24 protein-coding genes are annotated in these 24,759 nt (G+C 41.9%); 5 read left to right on the top strand and 19 right to left on the bottom strand.

The annotated features are described in order from the left end of the window. Positions 1–32: 32 nt before the first annotated feature. Genes FC14_RS07605 through nusG form a run of 5 tightly spaced genes read right to left on the bottom strand, consistent with a single transcriptional unit; the run spans position 33 to position 4,717 of the window. Positions 33–1,412: a sensor histidine kinase gene (locus tag FC14_RS07605; RefSeq protein ID WP_056977139.1), complete on the bottom strand. Its 1,380-nt coding sequence runs from the start codon at positions 1,410–1,412 to the stop codon at positions 33–35. Beyond that, entirely contained in the window at positions 1,402–2,115 is a 714-nt protein-coding gene (locus tag FC14_RS07600) for a response regulator transcription factor (RefSeq protein ID WP_056977138.1), read from the bottom strand. The genes FC14_RS07605 and FC14_RS07600 overlap by 11 nt, the downstream gene beginning before the upstream one ends. An 11-nt stretch (positions 2,116–2,126) precedes the next feature. Further along, positions 2,127–3,254 (bottom strand): PDZ domain-containing protein, encoded by a 1,128-nt coding sequence (locus FC14_RS07595; protein WP_056977136.1) that lies wholly within the window; start codon positions 3,252–3,254, stop codon positions 2,127–2,129. A 59-nt stretch (positions 3,255–3,313) separates the two neighbouring features. Next, the gene (locus tag FC14_RS07590; RefSeq protein ID WP_056977134.1) at positions 3,314–4,147 is read right to left on the bottom strand and encodes an alpha/beta hydrolase; all 834 of its coding nucleotides are present in this window, start codon (positions 4,145–4,147) and stop codon (positions 3,314–3,316) included. Between the two features lie 18 nt (positions 4,148–4,165). After that, positions 4,166–4,717, bottom strand: a complete 552-nt coding sequence (gene nusG / locus FC14_RS07585; RefSeq protein ID WP_056977214.1) for a transcription termination/antitermination protein NusG — start codon at positions 4,715–4,717, stop codon at positions 4,166–4,168. A 171-nt stretch (positions 4,718–4,888) separates the two neighbouring features. Between nusG and FC14_RS07580 the strand changes: the two genes are divergently transcribed. Next, on the top strand, positions 4,889–5,863 hold the full coding sequence (locus FC14_RS07580; protein WP_056977132.1) for a choloylglycine hydrolase family protein: 975 nt from the start codon (positions 4,889–4,891) through the stop codon (positions 5,861–5,863). A gap of 91 nt (positions 5,864–5,954) precedes the next feature. On the opposite strand, the gene FC14_RS07575 is transcribed toward FC14_RS07580, so the two are convergent. Beyond that, on the bottom strand, positions 5,955–6,875 hold the full coding sequence (locus FC14_RS07575; RefSeq protein WP_056977130.1) for a hypothetical protein: 921 nt from the start codon (positions 6,873–6,875) through the stop codon (positions 5,955–5,957). A gap of 414 nt (positions 6,876–7,289) precedes the next feature. Between FC14_RS07575 and FC14_RS07570 the strand changes: the two genes are divergently transcribed. Both FC14_RS07570 and FC14_RS07565 read left to right on the top strand, forming a co-directional pair. Beyond that, positions 7,290–9,263 carry a beta-glucoside-specific PTS transporter subunit IIABC gene (locus FC14_RS07570; RefSeq protein ID WP_056977128.1) on the top strand — a complete coding sequence of 658 codons (1,974 nt, stop codon included), beginning with the start codon at positions 7,290–7,292 and terminating at the stop codon, positions 9,261–9,263. Between the two features lie 19 nt (positions 9,264–9,282). Beyond that, positions 9,283–10,749: a glycoside hydrolase family 1 protein gene (locus FC14_RS07565; RefSeq protein WP_056977126.1), complete on the top strand. Its 1,467-nt coding sequence runs from the start codon at positions 9,283–9,285 to the stop codon at positions 10,747–10,749. A 103-nt stretch (positions 10,750–10,852) separates the two neighbouring features. Here FC14_RS07565 and secE read toward each other — a convergent pair whose 3' ends face one another. The 11 genes from secE to FC14_RS07510 form a co-directional block, all read right to left on the bottom strand. Beyond that, entirely contained in the window at positions 10,853–11,017 is a 165-nt protein-coding gene (gene secE, locus FC14_RS07560) for a preprotein translocase subunit SecE (RefSeq protein ID WP_050611706.1), read from the bottom strand. 15 nt (positions 11,018–11,032) lie between these two features. Next, the gene (rpmG, locus tag FC14_RS07555; protein WP_050611707.1) at positions 11,033–11,182 is read right to left on the bottom strand and encodes a 50S ribosomal protein L33; all 150 of its coding nucleotides are present in this window, start codon (positions 11,180–11,182) and stop codon (positions 11,033–11,035) included. 55 nt (positions 11,183–11,237) lie between these two features. Continuing rightward, entirely contained in the window at positions 11,238–11,765 is a 528-nt protein-coding gene (locus FC14_RS07550) for an NYN domain-containing protein (protein WP_056977124.1), read from the bottom strand. A 2-nt stretch (positions 11,766–11,767) separates the two neighbouring features. Then, complete coding sequence (gene rlmB / locus FC14_RS07545; RefSeq protein ID WP_056977123.1) at positions 11,768–12,514, bottom strand: 23S rRNA (guanosine(2251)-2'-O)-methyltransferase RlmB; 747 nt, start codon at positions 12,512–12,514, stop codon at positions 11,768–11,770. 2 nt (positions 12,515–12,516) lie between these two features. Further along, the gene (locus tag FC14_RS07540) at positions 12,517–12,918 is read right to left on the bottom strand and encodes a Mini-ribonuclease 3 (RefSeq protein ID WP_156655774.1); all 402 of its coding nucleotides are present in this window, start codon (positions 12,916–12,918) and stop codon (positions 12,517–12,519) included. Beyond that, entirely contained in the window at positions 12,918–14,330 is a 1,413-nt protein-coding gene (gene cysS, locus FC14_RS07535) for a cysteine--tRNA ligase (RefSeq protein ID WP_056977212.1), read from the bottom strand. Before cysS ends, FC14_RS07540 begins: the two co-directional genes overlap by 1 nt. 118 nt (positions 14,331–14,448) lie before the next feature. Beyond that, positions 14,449–15,936 (bottom strand): glutamate--tRNA ligase, encoded by a 1,488-nt coding sequence (gltX, locus tag FC14_RS07530; RefSeq protein WP_056977119.1) that lies wholly within the window; start codon positions 15,934–15,936, stop codon positions 14,449–14,451. A 70-nt stretch (positions 15,937–16,006) separates the two neighbouring features. Beyond that, the gene (locus FC14_RS07525; protein WP_056977117.1) at positions 16,007–17,395 is read right to left on the bottom strand and encodes an ABC transporter ATP-binding protein; all 1,389 of its coding nucleotides are present in this window, start codon (positions 17,393–17,395) and stop codon (positions 16,007–16,009) included. Then, on the bottom strand, positions 17,392–18,069 hold the full coding sequence (locus FC14_RS07520) for an energy-coupling factor transporter transmembrane component T (RefSeq protein ID WP_056977115.1): 678 nt from the start codon (positions 18,067–18,069) through the stop codon (positions 17,392–17,394). Before FC14_RS07520 ends, FC14_RS07525 begins: the two co-directional genes overlap by 4 nt. After that, a complete protein-coding gene (locus FC14_RS07515; RefSeq protein ID WP_056977113.1) occupies positions 18,069–18,650 on the bottom strand; it encodes an MptD family putative ECF transporter S component in 582 nt (193 codons plus the stop codon). The genes FC14_RS07520 and FC14_RS07515 overlap by 1 nt, the downstream gene beginning before the upstream one ends. A gap of 108 nt (positions 18,651–18,758) precedes the next feature. Next, positions 18,759–19,802, bottom strand: coding sequence for a zinc-binding dehydrogenase (locus FC14_RS07510; RefSeq protein ID WP_056977111.1), 1,044 nt, complete (start codon positions 19,800–19,802; stop codon positions 18,759–18,761). 205 nt (positions 19,803–20,007) lie between these two features. Here FC14_RS07510 and FC14_RS07505 point away from each other — a divergent pair, with 205 nt between their 5' ends. Both FC14_RS07505 and FC14_RS07500 read left to right on the top strand, forming a co-directional pair. After that, positions 20,008–21,609: an Nramp family divalent metal transporter gene (locus FC14_RS07505; protein ID WP_056977109.1), complete on the top strand. Its 1,602-nt coding sequence runs from the start codon at positions 20,008–20,010 to the stop codon at positions 21,607–21,609. Then, entirely contained in the window at positions 21,599–22,024 is a 426-nt protein-coding gene (locus FC14_RS07500; protein ID WP_056977107.1) for a universal stress protein, read from the top strand. Before FC14_RS07505 ends, FC14_RS07500 begins: the two co-directional genes overlap by 11 nt. Positions 22,025–22,065: 41 nt before the next feature. On the opposite strand, the gene FC14_RS07495 is transcribed toward FC14_RS07500, so the two are convergent. Together FC14_RS07495 and FC14_RS07490 are read right to left on the bottom strand one after the other, a co-directional pair. Next, a complete protein-coding gene (locus tag FC14_RS07495; RefSeq protein WP_056977105.1) occupies positions 22,066–23,997 on the bottom strand; it encodes an FtsX-like permease family protein in 1,932 nt (643 codons plus the stop codon). Next, the gene (locus FC14_RS07490; RefSeq protein ID WP_056977103.1) at positions 23,997–24,746 is read right to left on the bottom strand and encodes an ABC transporter ATP-binding protein; all 750 of its coding nucleotides are present in this window, start codon (positions 24,744–24,746) and stop codon (positions 23,997–23,999) included. The genes FC14_RS07495 and FC14_RS07490 overlap by 1 nt, the downstream gene beginning before the upstream one ends. Between the last annotated feature and the right edge of the window lie 13 nt (positions 24,747–24,759).

Genomic DNA, 24,759 nt, shown 5'->3' with positions numbered 1-24,759 from the left:
TTACCAAGATTTTGACTCAAGTTTAGAGTTTTTTAAAGTTCAAAACGCGGGAGGGTTACGGTAAAGGTACTCCCCTCATTAGGCTTACTTACCAAACTAATATCTCCCGAAAGTAGCTCGACATACTCCTTGACAACCGCTAACCCTAGGCCAGTTCCTACTATCGCCTTTGTCCGTGACTGGTCAACCCGATAAAACCGTTCAAAAATCCGCTTCTGTTCGGCTTTTTCAATTCCGATTCCCGTGTCACTAACAATTAATTGCCACTCATTGGCTAACAAGTTCGCCTTAATGGTTAATTTCCCCTCAGGCCGGTTATACCGTAAGCCATTTTGGAGTAAGTTATTTAGAATGTGTCGTAACTTACGCTGATCACAGACAATTTCTAAGTCAGGTTCCACCTCTAACTTAACCTTAATCTGCTTTTCAAAAATCAGCTTAGTGAAAGAATCTAAACTGGCGTTACAAAAAGCATAGAGGTTAAAGCTGGTCAGATTTAAGGCCCGGTCGTCTTCAATTCTGGCTAGAGATAGGCCATCCTCGATTAGTTCGGCTAACTCCTTACTTTCACGGTGGATAATCTCCACAAACTGCCGGCTAACCGTTTGATCGCTTAGCGCCCCCGCTAACAAGGTCTCGCTAAAGCCACTAATTGAAGTAATCGGGGTTTTTAATTCATGACTTAAGTTAGCTAAAAAGTCCTTTTGTTGCTGCTCTAACTTGCGTTTTTGGGTAACATCATCCACCAAGCACATTATCAAAAAGTGATGTTTGCTTAACGGAATATAGCGAACTTGCACCGCTAACAGTTTTTCTCCATCTTGGTGGTGCTTGATTTCTTTAGCCTGGTCACTTTTTGTCCGGATAGCCTGCTCGATTAACTGAATTAATTCAAAGTTGTCTAAGACATAGTAGTAAGGGGATTGTTTTTGATTCAAATCCTTTGCAAAAATTTCATTTAAGGCGTGATTGGCCGTATAAATCAAATTATCTTGGTCAATTAACATTACCCCACTGGTTAGATACTCTAACAAGCTGAAGTAACCCCTTTGTTGGCGGACAAAATTTTTTACAAACCGTTTTTGTTTGCTTTGAATAGCATTAATTGACTGAGCTAACTGATAATAAGGATCACTCGGCTTTAAAATAACATGATGATAGGCGCCCTCTTTTAACAAGTCGACTAATTTATCATTTAGTAACTTGATTTCAGCCGCCTGCCTTTTTTGCTGCCATAAATCATAGCCAAAATAAAGGCTGGTTAAAACAAAACTGACTACTAAACTATAGAGGCCTAAACTGTGCCACTGACTGTCAAAATTGCTCCCCTCATACCAGTCGTAGCCAATCACACTAACAACTAAGCCCAAACAGGTTAAGCAATACAGTAAAACATAATTTTTAAGTTTCATTTACTTCTCCCGTAAAACGATAGCCAAAGCCCCTAATGGTTTGAATGTATTGAGGCTGCTTAGGGTTGGGTTCAATTTTTTCACGCAGGTGGCTGACGTGCATATCGACTAACCGGGTTTGGCCTGCGTAATCATAACCCCAAACCCCACTTAATAGCTTATCCCTACTCAAGACCCGGTTAGGGCGCTTGACAAAATAAGCTAGCAATTCAAATTCTTTAGGTGTTAACTTCACCTTCCGCCCGTGAACCACAACCGCTACGTTGGCTAAATCAACCGTAAAGTCAGCAAAGTGATACCGCTCTTTTTCTACTTTGAGCTGCCCAGCTTCTTGGACTGGTAAACGCCGACTAATCGCTTTTAGACGAGCAATGACCTCCCGCGGAGAAAATGGCTTGGTGAGGTAATCATCCGCCCCTAGTTCAAGTCCGATAATCTTATCATACTCACTATTTTTGGCGGTAATCATAATAATTGGTGTTTGCACCTTTTCTTGCCGCAAACGCTTAGTAACCTCGATTCCATCTAAACCTGGTAACATCAAGTCTAACAAAATAAAGTCAAACGAGTTTGCTAGGGCTAATTCAAAGGCCGCTTGCCCATTATCACAAGTCGTTACCTGATAACCCTCATTTTCTAGATTATATTTTAACAGCGTTACAATCGCCGATTCATCATCAACCACCAGTATCTTCTTTACCAACTAAATCACCTCTAATGAAACAGAATCAAACCAATCTCATGGGGGGCGCCGGCGTAGATTGCGCTTTCCGCCAACCGTAATTCACCATTAAAACCCCTAACCCTTAACTTACAGTAAGCTGAGTTGGCCTGGAGGGCTTGGTACAACTCTGCTTCAGAATTAACCAACTGCTGATTACATTCAATAATAATGTCACCTGGAACTAGCTTCATTTTGGCTGCCGGGGTCTTAGGTTTAACTGCTACCACCCGCACGCCTTGATTGGTTTCAACATACCAAAAATCCGCCCGCAAATCGGCTTGTTTCCGGCGGTAGGCCTGATAGAGCCAGAGCAAGGCTAAGCTGCCAAAACCAACTAGGCTGGCGCTAGGATAAAAGTAGCTCACCACCGTCAAACCACTGGCTAACCCCAATAACAGCCAGGTTTGCTTCCGGTATAGACCTAACGCCATCGTCGGCACTTGCTTAGCTAATTTAACCGAAACTGCTATTAAAAAGGGCATTATAAAGAGGCTGTAGCTTTGGTGGCCAATTGTAAGCACTGGCCAAGCCCCGCTAACTTTTAACCAACTTCCTGGTACCAATACCACCAGTGGAATCACACTTACCTCGCGCCAAAAGTAAGTTGCAATCCGCCGCCCCCGTTTGCCCGCCTTAATTTGGGGTGAAAACCAATCAAACTTTTGGGCCCTTAGTAAAACGAGCTTAAAAGCCAGGTAAAGTACTACTAGTAACATGACGCCCGTTAACTGGCTAGGAACTATTTTATCAAAGGACCACCAACTAGGATTAAGGTAAGCGACTCCCCCGGCTAAAAGCCCTGTCAACAGTAGGGCTAAGAAAGCCAAGTTGGCTTGAATACCTGCTACTAACGCTAAGCAGGCCAATGCTTGGTAAATGACTACCACCTGCCAGCCTAGGGTTAGACCTAATCCTAGGGTTACAATTGACCCACTAATTCCTAACAAGAGTCCGTGCTTTAAAAAATGTCTCAGTTCATAAAAATCCCGGTTAACTGCAATCCTAAAAAAGTGGCGCTCCCTTTTAATCCGCGTCAAATACAAGATATAGCTAGCTACTAGACCTAATAAAAAGAGCGGTTCCACTAAATAAGTGGCTACTAGTTTTAAAAATAACAAAGTTTTCCCCCCTTAAGGTAATTTATTCCATTATAACAATTAGCTGAGTTTTTTAGCTACTACTTGAGGTCAAATAAAAAGTTCCCGATTACTTGGTCTACCTGTTGGTTACGCAAAAGGTAATTATGCCCGGCCTTTTTCCCTTTAACCACATACTCTTGGTAGTTTCTCACCGAGTCATCGATTAAATTAGCCAGGGTTAAGACCGAACTTAAAGCGACCTGCCCATCCGAAAAGCTCCCGTCATCCTTATCACCGGCAATGTTTAGAAATTCAATTTGATTTTGATAACGCCAGCGCGACTTCTTTAACTTCTTGAATAACGGGGTTAAAATCTCAGGTGCATTGCGCTCTAAAACCTTAGTAGTTTTGCCGGTTTCAAAGTCATTGAAGGGGGCCCCGAGCGTTACTACCTTTACCACTTGCGTTAACATAATGTCGTTGGCATGTTCGCTAAGGTAATTAAGTACCGTTACTCCACCCTGTGAATGGGCTACAATGTTTAGGGATTTGAGGTGATAATTTTGTTTTAACACATAGGTTAGGCGGTAAAGCCAATCACTTTGCTTAGTTAAAGGAAAACGATTCTTCACAAACAAAACCTGAACCAACCCTCCCGGTAAGCTAGGGTCCCCGCTAATTTTCATACTGCCATCAGGGTTAACAACAATCACCGCCGTCTTTTTACCCCAACCATATTTGCCAAAACGTTCAATCAGCGGCCCAAAGGAGAAACGGTTCCCATTGTAACCATGGATAAAAAGGGTCGGAACTTGATTACTAATCCGAACTTGGGGTCTAATATCAGGCTTGGCCCAGGCTTCAAATTTGCGCAAAAAAAGCGCTCCTAAAGCTAAAAGCCCCCCTACCAATAGGTTCTTTCTTCTTAGCATTAGCAACGCTTCCTCTCATTAAGCTAATTTTTCTGCTTGATCGTAGTCAAGTTCAGTCGAAGTTTCCCGACCAAACATATCTACATCAACTGTTAATTTCATCTTTTCAGTATCGATTTCGGTAATCTTACCTACTAAACCAGTAAATGGTCCGGCTACAATCTTAACTGACTCGCCTACCTCTAAGTCTAAATCTGCATGCCGGCTACTCATTCCTAATTCGTGTAAGATGTGTTGAATTTCTTCATCCAACAGAGGGGCTGGCTTACTACCGGCCCCATGAGAACCAACGAAACCTGTTACCCCAGGAGTGTTACGAACAACATACCATGACTGGTCAGTCATTACCATTTCAACTAGGACGTAACCTGGGAAAGTTTTTAGCATTTCAACTTTTTCTTTACCGTTCTTAGCCTTTTCAACTTTTTCTTCTTCAGGCACTACTACCCGAAAAATATTTTCTTCCATCCCCATTGACTGTGCCCGGGATTCAAGGTTTTCTTTTACCTTGTTTTCATAACCGGCATATGTGTGCAATACGTACCACTTTTTTTCGTTTGATTCAACCATTGTTTCTTCTCCTTTAATTTTTTCCAAAATAAAAAAGCCTCGCCAACGTGAAGCTTTCCGACATGCAAATTATAGCATAGCTTCTTTAGAATTGCTAGCAACTAGCCAAGTTACTTTACATTTTAAACAATCTATTTCATACTTATAAGCGTAAGAAAGTGAGGTTTTATTATGTGCACCAGCATTTTCGTAAGCGCTACCGACAAAAGTTATCTATTAGGTCGAACCATGGATTGGTACGACCTTTATGTTAGTCCCATCTTTGTGCCCCGCAACTATCAGTGGCAGTCTATTTATAACCACCGTCCTTACCAAAACAAGTACGCCGTGGTAGGAACTGGTTTCCAGGACCAAAACCTAATCGACTTAAGCGATGGCATCAATGAGTGGGGCCTAAGCGTTCAAAAACTAACCTTCGCTAACGGCACCAGCCTAACCACTGAAAAAAACGATGCTAACATCCAGTTGGCCGCCTTTGAGTTTGTCCTTTATACCCTTGGTAACTTTAAATCCATTGCCGATTTAGAAAAACAACTACCAACGATTCAACTCATGGCCCTTAAAAGCCAATTAAAACACGGCGGTGATGAACTCCACTTTGCTGTCAGCGACGCCAGCGGACGTAGCATTGTAATTGAACCTTCGCACTCTCCTTTAAAGGTAATTGAAAATCCTTTAGGAGTCGTAACTAATATGCCTAGTTTTGAAAAGCAACTAGCTAAGATGGACAGCTACCTTGACTTCACGCCTGAATTTTTAGCTGGAAACAGTCCCTTAGGTGCCTTTCACGTTACGACTGGTAAACAAGCCGGTAAAAAGCAACCTAGCGGTGGTTATACTCCCAGCCAGCGCTTTGTCAAGGCGGCTTGGCTCAAGGAAATGGTTGACGTTCCAGCAAATGAGCTAGAGGCAGCGGACCTCGCCTTTAAACTACTAGACGCTGTTTCCGTGCCTAAAAGTAAGGCCCACCGTCCTACTTATACGGTTTATCAAACTGTTACCTCAGCTCAAAGTTTAAGCTACTACTTTAAGCCAGTTGGTCAAGCACAAATTTTCGGGGTGAGTTTAAATTCAGACTTACTCAACCGCCCAACAGTCAAGGTTTTCCAGCTCCCATCTACCTGGCAAGCCACTATGCTTTTTTAAATTTATTCCGTTATCAGTGTATAAAAAGAAAACTACTCTTCTAAAAATACGAAGAATAGTTTTCTTTTTAAATTAAAGTATTTATCTAGCGTTATTCAATAATATAAGCTCCTATCAAAGGCGCGGTTACTGTACCGCTACCAGACGATTCATAAGACGTCAAGCCTCCAGAAACACCATAAATTGTAACACTGTCACCCTCTAAATGACGAACTGAACTTTTATTCATTTCTAAAACCTCAATAACATCACCATTTCCAGTCGTGTCAACTATTAATTCAGTTGTCCCATCTTCACCAACAATTGATTGCAAAACTGTACCTGAAATAGTAATTAGCTTTTTCTTAAAATCGTCAGGTGTCCTAGCTAACTGATCATACGTAACACTTTGGTATTGCGACTTATCCGAAGTATTTACTGATGAATCTGTATCTTCTGAATCTGTATCTTCGTCTTCATTATCTCTGCTTTCTGATGAAGAACTATCAGAGTCACTATCTTCTTCATCACTGTCTTCTTCTTCAAGTTTTTCTTTATACTTAACCTGCTTCTTTGTAGTAGTTAACTTCTCTGGTGTGAAATTCTTTCTAATACCTTTTACTAAAGCTTTAGGTGCTTCGTCATCAGCATCCTTATCATATTCTGATACAGCTACTATAGTTACCTTAATATCTTTATTTGCTTCATCCCAAGCATCATCATTTGTAACCTCAGTAGGATCTACTGCTAGCTTAAATTTACCGTCTTTTACTTTAACCCAATCAGAATCTGTATAGCTAAGTGTCCAGTTATAGTAATCGCTTTTATCATTACTAAAAGCTAAAATTTTTGTCCCGTCTGGAGCGTCTGTAGTTCCAGTTATTTTCCAGTCTTGATCACTATCAGTTTTAATTGATGTAATTTCTGTTTTATAAACAGTATGACCATTTATTTTAGTACCTTTATCTTTACAAGCTGTCAATGAAAAAAGTACTATTAACAAACTAAAACCTAATAAAATATACTTTTTCATAAAAATCTCCTTTAAATTAACTTTATATAATCTTAAACTTCTCTTAACATTATATATATATATATTTGCAAGTTATTAATTGCTTAAAAAAAGTTTATAATCATCTTAGATACTTTATTATTTTCAATTTTCACTAGGTTAGAAGAGTTCAGTACTTTTGGACAAGCCACTATGCTTTTTTAAATTTATTCCAACAATTTTTAAAAATGCCATTGACAACGCTTTCTGTAATCGGTATTATAATAGCCGTAAAGAGGTGTGTTACTAGTTCGACTAGGCATCAACCCAGAAACTTAATTAGATTGCTTTTACCCTTAGGGGTAGCTGTACTCTAAATGAGTTTCTGGGTTTTTCTTTTGCAAAAAACTCTTTACTGCACTTATTACTCAAAATTTTTTATTGGAGGTTGCTATTATGGCATACGAACAATTAGCCAAGGACATCTTAGCTGGTGTCGGCGGCAAGGAAAACATTAACTCTGTTGTCCACTGTACTACTCGGCTGCGCTTTAAGCTCAAGGATGAAAAGAAAGCCGATGATGACGCCTTAAAGGCTAACGACGGCGTAGTTACCGTTGTTAAAGCCGGAGGTCAATACCAAGTCGTAATTGGAACTCACGTTGATAAAGTCTATGACACTTTACTAGCCCAAGGTAATCTTGCTGGGGGCGGTCAAGTTGATGACGATTACGAAGACACCTCAGATATGTCCTTAACTGACCGGTTTATTGATTTGATTTCCGGAATTTTCACCCCATTTTTGGGCGCCTTAGCTGCTGCCGGGATGATTAAAGGATTGACTTCTGCCGCTGCTTCTCTAGGCTGGTTGTCCCAGACTTCTGGTACTTACCAAATTCTTTATGCGATTGGGGATAGCTTCTTCTACTTCCTCCCAATTATCATTGCCGTTACTGCCGCTAAGAAGTTTAACTTAGACCAATTCGTGGCGTTAGGAATCGCTGCTTCAATGGTTTATCCTAACATTGTGGCGATTAATGACAGTAAAAATGTCTTAATGACCCTCTTTAAAGGAACTTTCGTTGAATCAAATATTCACGTAACCTTCCTTAAAATTCCAGTAATCATGATGAACTACTCATCAACTGTGATTCCGATTATCTTAGCCGTTTGGTTTGCTTCCCACGTCCAAAAGTTAGCTAAGAAAATCATCCCCGAAATGGTCCAACTTTTCTTGGTACCTTTCTTTACCCTAATCATTACTGTGCCTATTACTTTCCTTGTAATTGGTCCCGTTGCAAGTTGGGCTTCTGATGCCTTATCCGCTCTTTTCCAAGGTATCTTCAACTTCAGTCCAATCTTAGCAGCCCTCTTAATGGGTGGTTTTTGGCAAGTCTTTGTTATGTTTGGGGTTCACTGGGGCTTTGTGGCTGTCTTTTACACCGAACTTGCTTCCCAAGGTTTCGACCAAATTCTCCTTCTTTCCGTTTCAGTTTGCTTCGCGCAAATTGGGGTTGTGCTAGGAATCATGCTTCAAACTAAGGATCCTAAGACTAAGGCCTTGGCTATTCCTGCCTTTATCTCCGGGATTTTCGGGGTAACTGAACCCGCAATTTACGGGATTACCTTACCACGAAAGAAATCTTTCGCACTTTCATGTATTGCCGGTGCCATCGGGGCTGTCTGCTTCGCTTTAGGTAACGTTAAAGCTTACAGCATGGCCGGAATGGGGATCTTCGCCTTTCCAATGGTAATTGGTAAAAATGGGGTTGACGCAACCCTTTACTGGACATTTGCTTCCATCGTAGTTTCATTTATCGCCGGTTTATTACTGCAACTTATCCTAGGCAAGAGCGCAGTTGACCCTGAGGGTGAAGTTGCTAAGGGCAAGGCTGCTGCCGTTGCACAAGCAGCTAGTGAAGCCGCTGATATTAACGAACACGCCGTTAAAGTTCAACAAGCACAAAACACTTATAACCAAGCCACTAAGTTAGTTTCACCATTAGCCGGGCAAGTTTTAGCCTTAAGCGACGTCAAGGATGAAGTCTTTTCTAGTGGGGCCATGGGGCAAGGCTTAGCCATTGAACCAAGTGAAGGCACCCTCTATGCACCTGCTGACGGACACGTTGCCTTAGTCTTTCCAACTGGACATGCAATCGGCTTAAATACAACTGCTGGTGCAGAAGTGCTAATTCACATTGGGATGGACACCGTTAACTTAGAGGGAAAGGGCTTTGAAACCCTAGTTGAAAAAGGTCAGGAAGTCAAAACTGGTGACCCATTAGTAAAATTTGACCTAGAAGCCATTAAAGCTGCTGGTTACGAAGTTACTACCCCAGTTATTATCACTAACTCTAAGAATTACCACCAGGTAAAAGCACTTGCCACCGGCCAAGTCACAGTTGGACAAGCACTCTTAGACTTAGAGTAAGTTAGAAAGGACGAGTTACATGTATCAAGCTAATATCCCCACTACTTTTCCAGCCGGTTTCCTTTGGGGTGGTGCTACTGCCGCCAACCAGTTAGAAGGAGCCTGGAATGTTGATGGCAAAGGCTTAACCACTGCTGAAGTGGTTAAGAAAGCAAAAAATCGCCAAGAATTCTCCATGAACGCTGTTACCAAGGAAACATTAGCGGCTGCAATCGCTGACAAGACTGATAAGCTTTACCCTAAACGGCGGGGAATTGATTTTTATCACCGTTACAAAGAAGACATCGCCCTCTTTGCCGAAATGGGTTTTAAGGCCTTCAGACTCTCGATTGCTTGGGCCCGGATTTTTCCTAATGGTGACGAAGAAAAACCAAATGAAGCTGGGCTAGCCTTTTATGACAAGCTCTTTGCTGAATGTCATAAGTACGGAATTGAACCCGTGGTTACTATCTCCCACTATGAAATGCCCCTAGGCTTAACCCTCAAACAAAATGGTTGGGCTAGCCGGGACACGATTGACGCTTACGTCCGCTATGCCAAGGTCTTATTCGAACGTTACAAGGGACAGGTCAAATATTGGATGACCTTTAACGAAATCAACGCTTCGACTTGGGGCTTTACGGGAACCGGGGCTTTAGATGACGAACTAAGCGACCAAGAAGCAATGCAACTTCGTTATCAAGCCTTACACCATCAATTCTTGGCCAGTGCCCAGGCAGTTAAAATTGGTCATCAAATCGACCCTGAAAATCAGATTGGCTGTATGATTGCCCGGATGCAAACCTACCCTAAAACTTGCAACCCTGCCGATGTTCGGGCAGCCCAATTGCAAGACCAACTTAACCTGTTCTTTACAGATATCCAGGTCCGGGGCGAGTACCCTAACTATATGAACCGTTATTTTGCCGAAAATAACATTAAGTTGCAAATGGCAGAAAACGACCAAGCTTTACTAAAGGAAGGTTGCGTTGATTACCTCGGCTTTTCTTACTACATGTCTACCGTTACTTCAGCGGCTAGCCAAGTTGAAAAAGCATCCGGTAATTTTGCCTTAGGTGAAGCTAACCCTTACCTTGAAGCTAGTGATTGGGGTTGGCAAATTGATCCTGTCGGCTTACGCGTAACCCTTAACGAATACTGGGACCGTTATCAAGTGCCACTCTTCATCGTTGAAAATGGTTTAGGTGCGTTAGATAAGCTCGAAGCAGACGGTACTATCCATGATTCTTACCGGATTGACTACCTCAGAAAGCATATTATTCAAATGCAAGAAGCCATTAAAGATGGGGTCCAACTAATTGGTTACACCATGTGGGGACCGATTGATCTAATCTCCGCATCAACTTCTGAAATGTCCAAGCGTTATGGCTTCATCTACGTTGACCAAGACGATGATGGCAATGGCAGCCTGAAACGTTATAAGAAGGATTCCTTCTATTGGTATAAAAAAGTTATCGCGTCAAATGGTCAAGATTTAAGCGACTAATACTAATAAAGCAGCCCGAATTCTAGGAAGAATAAGCCTAGAATTCGGGCTGCTTATTAAGTTATCAACAATTAAGCCCACCAAATCAAGGTGGGCTTAATGCTTATAGTAAATTCAAGGCTAACTGAATCAAATAATCAATCACGGCAAAGAAAGCCACAAACAGAATCGACATTATAACCACTGTCGTTGTATCCCGTCTTGTTTCCTTCGCATTTAGCCAGGTTGTTTCTTTCATCGTTTGGACAACACTCTTAAAAAACTTCATGCTTTTCCCACTTTCTTACTTAGTTTCGCGGTGAATCGTATGCTTATTGCAATACTTACAAAATTTCTTAACTTCTAACCGTTCTTGCCGGTTAGGATTTTCGGTTAATGTATAATTACGTGAACCACACTCTGAACATGCTAACGCAACTTTTTTCTTAGCCATTTAATTTCTCCTTTACTCTAGCACCTAAAAAGATGCTTTGTCAATCTTACTCGTATCAATCGTGCTGACTTAACTGATCACGTAAAGCCGCTAGTTGTTCCAACTGCTGCTCATCAAAAGGTGAATGCCGGACAGTATTTTCATCTTGATAGCGTCTGGCAGTCGCATGGACTTCCTTATTGGCCCGTTTGATATCTTGGTACAACTCCCAAGCCGGTTTTCTTAAGGCCCCTTGCGAAAAGACCGTCCACTGCTCGGCTTGATCGCTAGTCGCAACCGTCACCTGATTTAAGGTCGACTGCATTTTTCCCGCCAAAGCTTCAATATAACTATCGGCAGTTTGGCCTTCTTCCGTCCACACCACCTCTAGGTTAAACTGTTTATAGCTTTTGGAAAGCCCGGGGACAAACATTGCATCAAAAACCACGATAATGTCTGAATTGCTCTGCTTATGGTAATTAGATAAAATCCGCAATAACTCATCCCGGGCCGCTTCTAGCTGATCTGCTTTCTTTAACTTAGCCAATTGTGGCCAGTTACCAATCATATTGTAAGCGTCAACGATTAAAGTTTGTTTTTTCATTCCTATTTACCTCGTGAACTAAATCCCTGGTAAATAAGAAGACTAGCTGCCACACTAGCATTTAGACTTTGAACATGGCCAACCATTGGAATGGTTAACATCCCGTCACAGGCCTTTTTTATTAATGGCGAAATACCCTTACCTTCATTACCAATTACTAGCGCGGTTGGCCCATTAGCATCCCAAGTTCGGTAATCTTGCCCGGCCATGTCTGTCCCAAAAATCCACAAGCCTCGTTCCTTTAACTCGGCAATCGTTTGGGCCAAATTAGTTACCCGCACAACCGGTACGTATTCAATTGCCCCCGTAGAGGTTTTGGCCACGGTGGCAGTTAGTTGAACCGCCCGCCGCTTAGGAATAATGATGCCATGCACCCCAGCTGCATCAGCTGTTCGCATAATGGAGCCAAGGTTGTGGGGATCTTCAATCCCATCTAAAATTAAAAAGAAGGGCGCTTCGTCCTTGGCTTTTGCCGCTGCAAATAAGTCATCTAGCTCGGCGTATTCATAAGCCGCCACTGCCAAGACCACCCCTTGGTGATTTTGCCGATCCGCTAGCAGGTCTAGCTTCGATTTAGGTACTTGAGAAATAATTAAATTTTGCTTTTTAGCTAACTTAATTATTTCATTGAGTGCGTCTGCCTTTAAACCTGCTTGAATAAAAACTTTGTTGATTGTTTGACCACTCATCAGCGCCGCCTTGACTGGATGGCGCCCGATTACAAAGTCCTCAGTCTTCTTGTCTACCACACCTACTTACCTTCCCTTTCTACTGTCTCAATACACCACTGAGCTAAATAATCCAAGCGTTCCTTTTGCCCGCTTAAGTATAAGTAACCAAATAGAGCTTCAAATCCGGTTGAAATTCGGTAGGTAACCACTGAAGTATTTTTAGCAGAGGTATAACTTTTAGCGTTTCTTCCTCGCTTGAAGTAGTCTAACTCTTCTTTCTCAAGTAATTCTTGCTCTAACATTTTTTCAATTAAAAATGCTTGGGCTTTGGCGGACACGTAGTGTGTTGCCCGGTGATGAAGCTTAGTTGGTTTGGTCATTCCTTTAGCTAAAAGGTGCTGTCTTACATATACTTCGTAAATGGCATCGCCCATGTACGCAAGCGCAATCCCATTCATTTGTTGATAATCCGTTTCAATCATTAACTTCTCTTCCATCTCGTTCCTTGGGGCGTATCTTCTAAGATAATCCCTTGTTCTTTTAGTTGGTCCCTAATTTCGTCACTACGCGCAAAATTCTTCTGAGCCCTTGCAGCATCTCTTTCAGCAATCAACGCTTCGATTTCTGCATCTGGTTTGACATCATTTTCGCTAAACTCAATCCCAAAAACGGCTAAAACCTTGGTGAAGTTCGTCAAGAGGTAAGTAATTGTTTCCTTAACTACCCTTTCTTTTTCAGCGTAAATATTTAATTGCTTAGCCATTTCATAAACGGCCGCAATCCCATTTTGAGCATTGAAATCGTCGTCCATTGCCGCCACAAATTGCTGTTCATACCCCGCAAATTCTTGCTTAACTTCCGCTTCAAGCTCAGCCTCAGTTGCATCCTTTAACCTAAAGGTTAAATTGTCATAGGCCGTCTTCAACTTGGCTAAGTTATTGGCAGCTTCAGTCAGGTTAGCTTGACTATAACGAATTGGGCGCCGGTACTGAGTTGTGGCCATAAAGAAGCGGATGACCTGAGGATCAACCTGCTTGACTAAATCATGAACGGTCACGAAATTCCCCAATGACTTACTCATCTTTTCATCGTCTTCCCCAATCGTCACAAAGCCGTTATGGAGCCAATAATTAGCAAACCTTTGCCCCGTTTCTGCTTCACTCTGTGCGATTTCATTTTCATGGTGAGGAAATTCAAGGTCTTGGCCGCCGGCATGAATATCAATAGTCTTGCCCAAGTACTTAGTAGCCATCACCGAGCATTCGATATGCCACCCTGGTCTACCTAAGCCCCAAGGTGATTGCCAAGAAATTTCTCCCGGCTTGGCAGCCTTCCACAAAGCAAAATCGAGTGGATCTTCTTTTTTAGCTTGGTCTTCCACACTCAAGCGTTCAGAAGCCCCTTGTTCTAAGGCATCTATTGACTGGCCTGATAACTGGCCATAATGTTTAAACTTTCGCGCCCGGTAATAAACGTCTCCTTGAACTTCGTAGGCATAACCCTTAGCAATTAAGTCAGCCACAAAGTTAATGATATCAGCCATATTTTCCATAACCCGGGGATTTAAGCTAGCTTTTTTGACATTGAGGGCGGCTGTATCTTCATAAAAAGCCGCAATAAATTTGGCGGTGACCTCTTCAACACTCAAGTTCATTTCCTGGCTAGCTTTAATAATCTTATCATCAACATCTGTAAAATTAGAAACATACTTAACTTGATAGCCCCGGTACTCAAAATAGCGTCGGACTGTGTCAAAAGCAATGGCACTACGCGCATTTCCAATGTGAATGTAGTTGTAGACCGTTGGGCCACAAACATACATCAAGACTTGGCCAGGTACTTGGGGCTTAAATTCTTCTTTTTGCTTGGTTAACGTATTATATAATTGAATCATTTCTAACCCACCTAATTTTCCCATTAAAAAATATACTTACTCATTATATATGATGCCATAAATAATAAAAAAAGGCTAGCGGTTATCTATCATAACTACTAACCTTTCCGAACCTTAATTAGTTCATTTCAGCTAAAGTTTGTTCGAGGTGAGCTAAAGCCTTCTTGCGACCAAGCAACTCGATGGAAGGTCCTAATTCAGGACCATGAGTTTCACGGGTGGTTGCAATCCGGATTGGCATGTAAAGTTTCCGTCCCTTGACCTTAGTTTCCTTTTGAATCTCCTTAATGGCTGCCATAATTGCTGGTCCATCGAAGAGTGGGAGCGCCTTAGCCTTCTTAGCAAATGCTTCTAAGACCACTTTGGCTGAGTCATCAGCTAATTCTTCCTTGGCAGCTTGGCTCAAAGCAGGTGGTTCTTCAAAGAAGACTTCGGCCATATCTACAATTTGACCAGTGTATGACATTTGGTGCTTATAAAGACTGATTAATTTCCGAGCCCATTCAAGTTTCAATGGTTCTGGATCAGCTTCAACCTTGCCGGCCTTAATTAACTGTAACAAGGCAGAGTGCATAATTTCATCTTCACTGGCAGCCTTAACATATTGGTTGTTAATCCATTCAAGCTTCTTACCATCAAAAGCAGCTGGTGACTTGCTTAAACGCTTAGGATCGAACATTTTGATAAATTCTTGGCGGCTATAGATTTCATCTTCACCGACTGGTGACCAACCAAGTAACGTGATGAAGTTAAACATTGCTTCTGGCAAGTAACCCAACGAACGATATTGTTCGATGAATTGAAGCACAGATTCATCACGCTTACTTAACTTCTTACCAGTTTCAGTGTTGATGATTAAAGACATGTGACCAAATTCAGGTGCTTGCCAACCAAAAGCTTCATAAACTACCAATTGCTTAGGTGTGTTGGCAACGTGGTCATCCCCCCGCAAGACGTGACTGATTTCCATCAAGTGGTCATCAACAACTACCGCAAAGTTGTAAGTAGGCATTCCATCACGTTTTTGGATAACAAAGTCGCCCCCGATTGTATCGGATTTAAAGCTGATGTGACCTTTAACCATGTCATCCCATTCATAAACCTTGTTATGAGGAACCCGAATCCGCACAACTGGTTTTAAGCCCTTAGCCTTAGCCTCAGCTTGCTTAGCAGCGATTTCTTCTTTAGTCATACCTTCGTATTCGTAAACATAGCGAGGAGCTTCACCATTGGCCTTTTGTTCCTCACGTTGAGCTGCTAGTTCTTCTTCGGTCATGTAAGATTCATAAGCCAAATCTTTGTCCAATAATTCTTGAATTAAAGGAGCATAGATTTCCTTACGTTCTGATTGACGGTATGGGCCATAGTTACCTGGCTTGTCTGGACCTTCATCCCAGTCCATCCCTAACCAAGTTAAATTATCTAATTGGCTTCTTTCACCATCCGCAATGTTACGTTTAGTATCAGTATCTTCAATTCTGATTACAAACGTCCCTTTATTACGTCGTGCAAATAAATAGTTGAATAATGCTGTTCGCGCATTACCGATGTGCAAGTGTCCTGTAGGACTAGGAGCATAACGAACGCGAATTTTATTTTTTGCCACTATTAAGCGCCTCTTTCTTTTAAATTACAATATACTTAATAATCATACAATGAATAGCCTTAAAAATAAACTACTTCTTAGTTAAAAAATCGGATAAGTTCAAAACTTCATCGCAAGTTAAATTAATTAACTCCTGATCATGACTAATCACCATTACTATTCGCTTGGAACTTTTTAATTCTAACAGCAAATCTGCCACCCGGCGCATATTTTGCTCATCTAACCCGCTAGTTGGCTCGTCTAAAATAAATAATTCTTTTTGTGCAAGTAAAGCGCGACCTAACGCCACTCTTTGTTGCTGCCCACCAGAAAGGCTAAAGGGGTGACTGGCTAATAACTCGCTTAAATCCAGCTTGGCTGCCATCGCAGTCACCTCTTGCTCCGTGGCCCCACTAGCGTTTAGTTCAGCTTGAACTGTGGGCAAAAATAGTTGCTGGCTAACATCTTGCATTAACAAACTACTTTTAGCTAGTAAGGCCCGTTGCGTCAGCGCCCGCCCATTCCAAGTCAAATGTGACCGTGCTTTTTTTAAACCTACCAAAACCTTGGCTAAACTGGTTTTCCCCAGGCCATTAGCTCCTGTTAAGCCATAAATAATACCCGAAGTTAAGCTAAATTCCTTTAGCCAGCCTAACTCTTGTTGATGCCATTTCAAAGTAAGATCCTTCAATGCCAGTGTATTTTGGCCAGTCACCTGCAACCTAGCTTTAGAAAAAGTTTCCACTTGTAGTGGCCTTAATCCATAAGCTAGCCGCTGCCGGTCTGTAAGTTTTAACCACTCCGCCTTAGTCCAACTTCGTTTAATTTCACCGGCAGTAAAATAGTAATAATCATCAGCCACCTCACGCAAATAATCCAACCGATGCTCTGCGATAATGATGGTTAGTCCCTGAGCCTTTAATTTGGCTAAATTCGCCTGCAACAACGCGATACCCTGCTTGTCCAAATTAGCCGTCGGTTCATCCAAGACCAAAATCTGAGGCCGCTGCATTTGGGCTGCTGCTAATGCTACCCGCTGCTTTTGTCCCCCTGAAAGTTCAGCTAATTGGGCTGATAACAAGCCAGCTAGTCCCAATTCTTGCTCGGTTAGTCTTAATTGCCGCCAGATTTGTTCCGGCGCTTGCCCTTGATTTTCAGCAGGAAAAGCTAACTCATCACTGACCTTAGCAAAGAAAAATTGCCGCCGGGGATTTTGAAAGACAGAACCCACTTGGGCCGCAATCTCTTCTACACTCTGCTGGGTCAAATCTTGCTGGTTAAGCGTTACTTTTCCCTGTAAATTTCCCGGGAAATATTCCGGAATCAAGCCATTTAAAACCCTTAAAAAGGTGCTCTTGCCACTGCCACTGATTCCGGTTAAAACGACACACCGCCCCGCAGCTATTTCTAAGTGGGGGATTTTAAGCGCAGGCTTTTTCTGACCAGCATAGGTAAAACTTAAATTCTCAACCTCTATCATAAAAAGCCTCCTAAGGTAAAAAGCACTAACCCGCCTAAGCCAAACCAGCCTAGGTAATCCTTACCAGTAAAAACATAATTACGATAAGAAGTCTTATGGTGGCTACCAACCGCCTTCGTCAAGGCTGCAATTGTTAAGTCTTGGCCCAGGCGGGTGGCATTTAATAGTAAGGGGACTAAGATTTTTTCAAAGTAGGCTAGGGGGTGAAGCAAGTACTGATACCAACTTACAAATTCACCCCTCAACTTAAGTGCAGCCCTAATATTTAGGTAACTTCCCGTGACCGTTGGTAAAAATCTCATTGCTACCGCCAAAACCAGTAAAATACTCTCAGGCACCCGCCACTTACGTAAGGTCTGAATGAACTCATGAACAGGAGTCCGTAGGATACTCAACCCCACCATAAAACACGGCATGATTGTCAGTCCGCCTAATAAAAAGAAGCCTAGGTAAGGATGACTAGCTTCATCTATATTTAAGCTTAAACAGGCCGTTGCCAAACCAAAAAAGATAAGGTAGCTTGCTAGCCGCACGTATTCGTGCCGCCAAATAAAATCCAAGCTAAATAATAAAATCAAAACCCAAATCACCCCTATCCCAGGAGTAACTAAGGCATAATAATTAGCTAAGAGTAAAAATAGCAGTTTGGTCCTGACATCATAACCCCGGTTCATCAAACTAGCCCCGCAGCCTTAAAATGTTTACTTACTAAATGCTGACCAAACAAGCCCCCGACGATAGCGCAAATCAGAATCGTTCCTACTAACACTGACACATTTCCTAAATCAAAATTAATTAACACCTTGTGAACGTAAGCCATATCTTTCCCCTTAGCTAACAGCTGACTAATATAGGCTTGTTTCATGGTCCACATCATGATAATTGGCGCTAGGTTACCTAACGAAAACAAGCAGTAGGATAATAGATTTAAGAGCTTACTTTGATAACGGCCTAACTTAGCGGCTACATCAGCTAAAAGTCCGCATAACAAGCTGGGGATAAAAGCTAACATGGAATGACCAGACACCAAGAAAAATAGTCCTAGTACAGCCGCCATCAAGGTGATCGCGCCAAATTTTTGCACCTTAACAACCAATAACATATAGACCGTCCCGGCTAACAAGGCTGTAATTGCAGGGGCAAACTTCATATTAGGATTATGGGTTAACAAAACCGCAATTAGGGTCCCAAGCGACATCAAAATAAAATATAACACCGTGTAAATTCCTATTGTAATAATATCTTTGACTTTCACATTCTCACCTCAAATAAATGCTTTTGTCTCTATTATTCATTATCTAAAAGTAAAGGGCAAGAAATAAGCGCGCCAAAATACAACTCGTATTTCAGCGCGCTTGCTTAATTAGTCATCAAACACAATGTAGGATTTGATTGCCTTTCTAGCTGCCATGTCTTGATAAGCTTGGTTAATCTGGTCAAGTTTATAACTATGAGTAAAGACCTTGCCCGGATTAATCTCCCCGTCTAAAACAGCTTTTAATAGAACTTTTTTATCGTAAGTTGTTACCGAAGCAGGCCCACCAGCTAAGGTAATATTGCGGTAAAAAGTAGCGGTTGGGGCCATCTTTTCGCCGTGTGGCAAGCCTACCCGGCCAATCCGACCACCTGGGCGAACTACGCCAAATGCTTGTTCAGTCGCAGCTTGAGCACCAACACATTCTAAGACTGCATCTGCCCCACTTCCGCCAGTCAATTCAAGTACCTTATCAATTCCTTCCTGACCACGTTCAGCCACAAAGGCAGTTGCCCCAGCTTCGAGTGCCATTTGTTGCCGGTCTTCATGGCGACTCATAATAATAATTTGGGCAGCCCCCAACATCTTGGCCGCAATAACTGCGCACTGACCAACGGCCCCGTCACCGACAACTACTACCTTATCCCCCTTAGAAACACGGGCAGTCACAGCGGCGTGATAACCTGTAGCCATCACATCTGATAAGGTTAAAAGTGATTTAAGCATTCCTTCGCTATAATCACTAGGTTGCCCAGGAACCTTGACTAAAGCCCAGTCACCGTAAGCAAACTTAAGGTATTGCGCTTGAAAGCCCATGCTAAAATTATTACTGTGAGCTTGACAAACCCCATCAAAGCCCGCCAAACAAGCCGGACAGTGACCGCAACCATGAGTAAATGGCACAATTACGAAGTCACCTTTTTTGACCGTGTTAATTGCAGGCCCCACTGCTTCTACAATTCCAAGCGCTTCATGACCGGAGTTTTCTGAATGGGCCTCCTTAGCATCACCAGCAGAGTAAGCCCACAGATCAGACCCACATACACAAGCTCTAACCACCTTAATAATCACGTCATCATCATTTTCAATCACAGGTACTGGCGATTCGACCACACCCATCTTTCCCGCTTCTTCAAAAATTGCTTTCTTCATAGGGTTAATCCTTCCTTTCTGTGCAAGCACATTACTAACTTACAATCCACATTATAGAACTTAGAGTTAACTCTAAGACAAGTTTTTTTACAAACTCTTTTATTCTAATTTTTTGGATATTTTTAGGTTAACCTAAAAAATATATTAACATTCTAGTTAAATAATGTTATTATTAATTTGTATTTTTTTAAGGAGTGATTTAATTATGGAAGCAAATAGTTCTGTGAGTCGTAAGCACCACCTAATCGAATATGCTAACGGCCCCTCGCTTGAAGAAATTAATGGGACGGTTGAAGTTCCCAAGGGTAAAGGGTTCCTCAAAACCCTCTTCATGTATTCTGGCCCCGGTGCACTTGTTGCGGTTGGTTACATGGATCCTGGTAACTGGTCAACTTCTATCACTGGTGGGCAAGACTTTTCCTACCTGTTAATGTCTGTGATTTTAATGTCGAGTTTGATTGCCATGTTACTCCAATATATGGCCGCCAAACTGGGCATCGTAAGTCAAATGGATCTTGCCCAAGCAATCAGAGCCCGTACCAGTAAAAGCTTGGGGATTGTGCTCTGGATTTTAACGGAGTTAGCCATCATGGCAACCGATATTGCCGAAGTTATCGGGGCTGCTATTGCACTTTACCTCCTCTTCAATATTCCGCTAGTCTTTGCTGTTTTCTTAACCGTTTTTGATGTTTTGCTCTTATTATTGCTAACTAAAGTTGGTTTTCGGAAAATTGAAGCCCTAGTAGTTTGTTTGATTTTGGTAATTTTATTTGTTTTCTGCTACCAAGTAGCCCTTTCAAATCCCAACTGGTCACAAGTTATTGCCGGCTTAATTCCTAGCGCGCAAACTTTCTCTGACCACCCAAACGTTGGTGGCTTAACCCCTATTAAAGGGGCCCTGGGGATTATTGGAGCTACCGTAATGCCCCACAACCTTTACCTTCATTCGGCTATTTCTCAAACAAGAAAAATTAACCACCACGATGAAGAAGACGTTGCCCGGACAGTACGTTTTACCACTTGGGATTCAAATATCCAGCTAACTTTTGCCTTTATCGTCAATTCCTTGTTATTAATCATGGGGGTGGCCGTTTTTAAGACCGGTTCTGTCCAAGACCCATCTTTCTTTGGCTTGTACCATGCTTTATCTGACACTTCGACTCTAAGTAACGGTATCTTAGTTGAGGTCGCTCGTTCTGGAATTCTCTCAACCCTGTTTGCGGTTGCTTTACTAGCTTCAGGGCAAAACTCAACTATCACAGGGACCCTAACCGGCCAAGTCATTATGGAAGGGTTCGTCCACATGAAAATGCCACTGTGGGCCCGCCGCCTAATTACCCGCTTAATTTCCGTTATTCCAGTCTTGATTTGCGTGGCAATGACTAACCACTTAAGCGTCATTAAGCAACACGAAGCTATTAACACCTTAATGAATAACTCACAGGTCTTCTTGGCCTTTGCATTACCATTTTCAATGTTGCCCCTCTTACTGATGACTAATAGTGAAGTCGAAATGGGCAAACGTTTCAAAAATAGCCCCGTGGTTAAATTCTTCGGTTGGCTCTCAGTTATTTCACTGACTGTCCTTAACATGAAGGGCCTGCCTGATTCAATCGCTGACTTCTTTGGTGATAATCCTAGTGCTAGTCAGTTGGCATGGGCCCACGGAATCGCCTACTTCTTGATTGTCGCTATCTTGGCCTTATTAGTTTGGACGGTGGTCGAACTTCACCAAGGTGATAAGAAACTTCAAGCTAAGTTAGCCGCCCAAAGTCAAACAAAAGGAAGTGTGCTTGATGAACTTTAATAAAATTTTAGTTGGGGTTGATGACTCAGCCGATGCGCTTAAGGCCTTTGATTACGCCATCGATTTTGCTAAACAAAATTCAGCCGAGCTAGATATTATTTCCGTCTTGGAAGAACATGACATCAACGTTTATGAATCACTAGATAAAGATTTTATTCACGGTAAGTATCGTGATTTAGCCGAACACCTAACAAAATACCAGCGTCAAGCCCAGAAAGCTGGTGTTAACCAAGTTAAAACCCTCACTGCCAAGGGAAATCCAGGTGAAACAATTGTTAAACAAATCATCCCGCAACTTCAGCCCGACCTCTTAATTATCGGTTCTTTAGCTAAGAAGGGACTGGCACGTCACCTCGGCAGTCAAGCGGCTTATATGGCTAAGTATGCCCCCATTTCAGTTTGGGTCATTCGTTAGCCGAAAAAAGAGGAGCAGATTTTTCAATCTGCTCCTCTTTTTTAATCAGCGTTAACAATCCGGCGATAGACCTTGGTAGTTAAACTGTAAATCAACAAGTAGATTATAATTAAAATTGCTAGCATCGTCACAGCCACAATTAGCAGTAACTTCAAATCATACATCGAAAAGAGCTTCAAGACACTAGCTAAAGCAGGTAAGGCAAAACATAGGTGAATTGCTGCCACTACAATTGGAAACATAAAGACCATCAGCACCTGGCTATTGATTGCTTGTTTAGTTTCCGCTAAGCTCAAGCCCACTTGTTGCATCGTCTTAAAGCGAGCCCGGTCAGCATAACCTTCAGAAACCTGCTTATAGTAGATAATCATCCCAGTTGTTAATAGCATCGTCACACTGAGCATTAAGCCTACAAATAACATGCCCCCATAAAATTGGTTCATAATTTCGCTGACTTCAACTTTAGTGGTGACAAAATTTTCAGAATTACGCCCCCTTAGCTGCTGACTAGCGGCTTGGCTGTAATTTTTCTTAGCCTGATCCGTCCCTTTAAGATCAAAGCTATAGGTTTCGTTTAGGGGGATATTCAATAAGGATTGCGCACTCTTAGCGTCGGGAGCAATCAAATATAATCCAGTTAGGGTCGCAACATCGCCTAAGCGATATTTATATTCAGATAACATTCTTACCCGATAATTCTTGCCCTTAATTTGCAGTTGTTTTAGCTTCACCTTTTTATCTGTTGCATAAACTAGCAGTTCATTATTTTTCAAGTGATAATTTGTGCCCTCAACCCGGTTATAATCAGCTAGTGGTAAAGTTAACACTTCGTAGTTAGCGGTGTTGGCATCTTGACTAATTTTTAACTTACCTGCTTCAATATTTGCCAACGCTAAATGACTAATCCGTTGAGACTTTTTATTAATTAAGGTTACCTTGTACTTAGCTGCCAATTCCTGAGCCTTTTTATAGGTAGCTGGCGTGATTTTTTTGCTCGTAATGCTGACATCAAGTGGCGCGCTTTGCTTAATTTGATTGTCCTTACCCGCCATTAAACTGCTGGTTGCAACCAAAACCACGATTGAAGCCGTACATAAAAGGCAGATGGAAGCCAGCCCCACCCCGTTTTGCTTCATCCGGTATAACATCCCTGAGACGGTGATAAAGTGATTACGTTTATAATAATAATTTTTGTTTTGCTTTAGTAAGTTCAAAAAGAAAATACTTGCGCTGGTAAAAAGGGCGTAGGTGCCTATTACTACTAAAATAATCGCCAAAAAGAAGGTAGTAATAACCGAAGCGTTCGGCTTAGTAATGACAGAGAGATAGTAACCTCCTATTAACGTTGCCACTCCCGCTAATCCTAACAGCTTAGTAAACCATGAATTCTTTGGGAGGCGCTCCCCTTTTTTGGTAGCGTTCCATAGCTCTACCGGCCGGACCTGACTTAGTTTGGCCAAGTCTACTAACAACAAAGCCATGAAGATTGCAAGGAAGAAGGCCACCATTAGCAAGAGTGCTTGCCCGCTAAATACAGTAAGGTGGACTAACTTCAAATCTAGGAGTTTAACAAATGCTAATAAAACAAACTTTATAAAACTTAAACCGATTAATAAACCTAAAACCAGACTAAAGCCAAATAAACACACGTCCACTCCCAAAACTAGGAAAAAGAGGTTAGCCTTAGTCATCCCTAACATACTATAAAGTCCTAATTCCTTATTCCGTTGCTTGGCGACAATATTATTAATATAAAACATAAAGACTACAATAATTAAGGAAGTAAAGACTAAAGCCACTTGCATAATAGAATTAATCGCCGAAGCAGTCGGAATCTTGGCAAGCGAGTCGTTGTTAATAATCGCTTGAAAAATATAAAAGACTCCTATTAACAACGAAGTTGCTAGGGTAAATGGCAGATACAGTTGCTTATTATTACGCAAACTCTGCCAACCCAATTTTAGTTCTAACATTAATTAAGCCCCCCTTCACTGGTTAGTGCAGTTAAGCCCGCAGAGATTTTTTGCAGGTACTCTTGTTGGCTGGAATCTCCGCGGTAGAGTTCGTGATAAATCAGCCCATCTTTAATAAAGAGGGTCCGTTTGGAGTAACTAGCCGCTAACGCACTATGGGTTACCATCAAGATGGTTTGGCCCGCTTGGTTAACCTTAGTAAATAGGTCTAATAACCGCTTAGTATTTTGGGAATCGAGCGCCCCCGTCGGTTCATCGGCTAATAATAGTTCCGGTTTGGTAATTAATGCCCGGGCAACCGCAATCCGTTGCGCCTGCCCTCCAGAAATTTCGTAAGGATAGCGGTCTAATAAGGACTCAATTTCCAATTGACTTGCTAGCGGTTCTAAGCGCTGAGCCATTTCTTGATGCTTTTCCTTATTTAAAACCATTGGCAGATAAATATTGTCACGGTTACTCAATGTATCTAAAAGGTTAAAGTGTTGAAAAACAAAGCCCAAGTGTTGGCGTCTAAATTTGGCAGCTTCACTTTCCTTTAACTTATTCAAATCAAAACCGGTTAGGCTAACTTCCCCACTAGTAGCCTTATCCAAGGTTGCGATGATGTTTAGTAAGGTTGACTTACCTGCCCCTGATTCCCCCATTATGGCTACATATTCTCCTTTTTCCACCTCAAGGTTAATGTCTTTTAAAACCTTAGTCTGCTTGTTAAAACTTTTAGTTACGTGCTTTAAAGTTAAGATTGCCACTACTAATTTCCCC

Origin of the sequence: Ligilactobacillus agilis DSM 20509 (assembly GCF_001436215.1) — a bacterium.
GTDB lineage: Bacteria > Bacillota > Bacilli > Lactobacillales > Lactobacillaceae > Ligilactobacillus > Ligilactobacillus agilis.
The sequence above is the reverse complement of the archived record's forward strand: the minus strand, read 5'-3'. Positions and strand labels throughout refer to the sequence as shown.

Coding starts and splice junctions, on each gene's coding strand:
- FC14_RS07605 (WP_056977139.1), bottom strand. CDS start 1,412: ATGAAACTTAAAAATTATGTTTTACTGTATTGCTTAACCTGTTTGGGC.
- FC14_RS07590 (WP_056977134.1), bottom strand. CDS start 4,147: ATGCTAAGAAGAAAGAACCTATTGGTAGGGGGGCTTTTAGCTTTAGGA.
- FC14_RS07580 (WP_056977132.1), top strand. CDS start 4,889: ATGTGCACCAGCATTTTCGTAAGCGCTACCGACAAAAGTTATCTATTA.
- nusG (WP_056977214.1), bottom strand. CDS start 4,717: ATGGTTGAATCAAACGAAAAAAAGTGGTACGTATTGCACACATATGCC.
- secE (WP_050611706.1), bottom strand. CDS start 11,017: ATGAAGTTTTTTAAGAGTGTTGTCCAAACGATGAAAGAAACAACCTGG.
- FC14_RS07505 (WP_056977109.1), top strand. CDS start 20,008: ATGGAAGCAAATAGTTCTGTGAGTCGTAAGCACCACCTAATCGAATAT.
- FC14_RS07550 (WP_056977124.1), bottom strand. CDS start 11,765: ATGAAAAAACAAACTTTAATCGTTGACGCTTACAATATGATTGGTAAC.
- FC14_RS07540 (WP_156655774.1), bottom strand. CDS start 12,918: ATGATTGAAACGGATTATCAACAAATGAATGGGATTGCGCTTGCGTAC.
- FC14_RS07525 (WP_056977117.1), bottom strand. CDS start 17,395: ATGATAGAGGTTGAGAATTTAAGTTTTACCTATGCTGGTCAGAAAAAG.
- rpmG (WP_050611707.1), bottom strand. CDS start 11,182: ATGGCTAAGAAAAAAGTTGCGTTAGCATGTTCAGAGTGTGGTTCACGT.
- FC14_RS07510 (WP_056977111.1), bottom strand. CDS start 19,802: ATGAAGAAAGCAATTTTTGAAGAAGCGGGAAAGATGGGTGTGGTCGAA.
- FC14_RS07500 (WP_056977107.1), top strand. CDS start 21,599: ATGAACTTTAATAAAATTTTAGTTGGGGTTGATGACTCAGCCGATGCG.
- FC14_RS07565 (WP_056977126.1), top strand. CDS start 9,283: ATGTATCAAGCTAATATCCCCACTACTTTTCCAGCCGGTTTCCTTTGG.
- FC14_RS07520 (WP_056977115.1), bottom strand. CDS start 18,069: ATGAACCGGGGTTATGATGTCAGGACCAAACTGCTATTTTTACTCTTA.
- cysS (WP_056977212.1), bottom strand. CDS start 14,330: ATGATTCAATTATATAATACGTTAACCAAGCAAAAAGAAGAATTTAAG.
- FC14_RS07495 (WP_056977105.1), bottom strand. CDS start 23,997: ATGTTAGAACTAAAATTGGGTTGGCAGAGTTTGCGTAATAATAAGCAA.
- FC14_RS07575 (WP_056977130.1), bottom strand. CDS start 6,875: ATGAAAAAGTATATTTTATTAGGTTTTAGTTTGTTAATAGTACTTTTT.
- FC14_RS07570 (WP_056977128.1), top strand. CDS start 7,290: ATGGCATACGAACAATTAGCCAAGGACATCTTAGCTGGTGTCGGCGGC.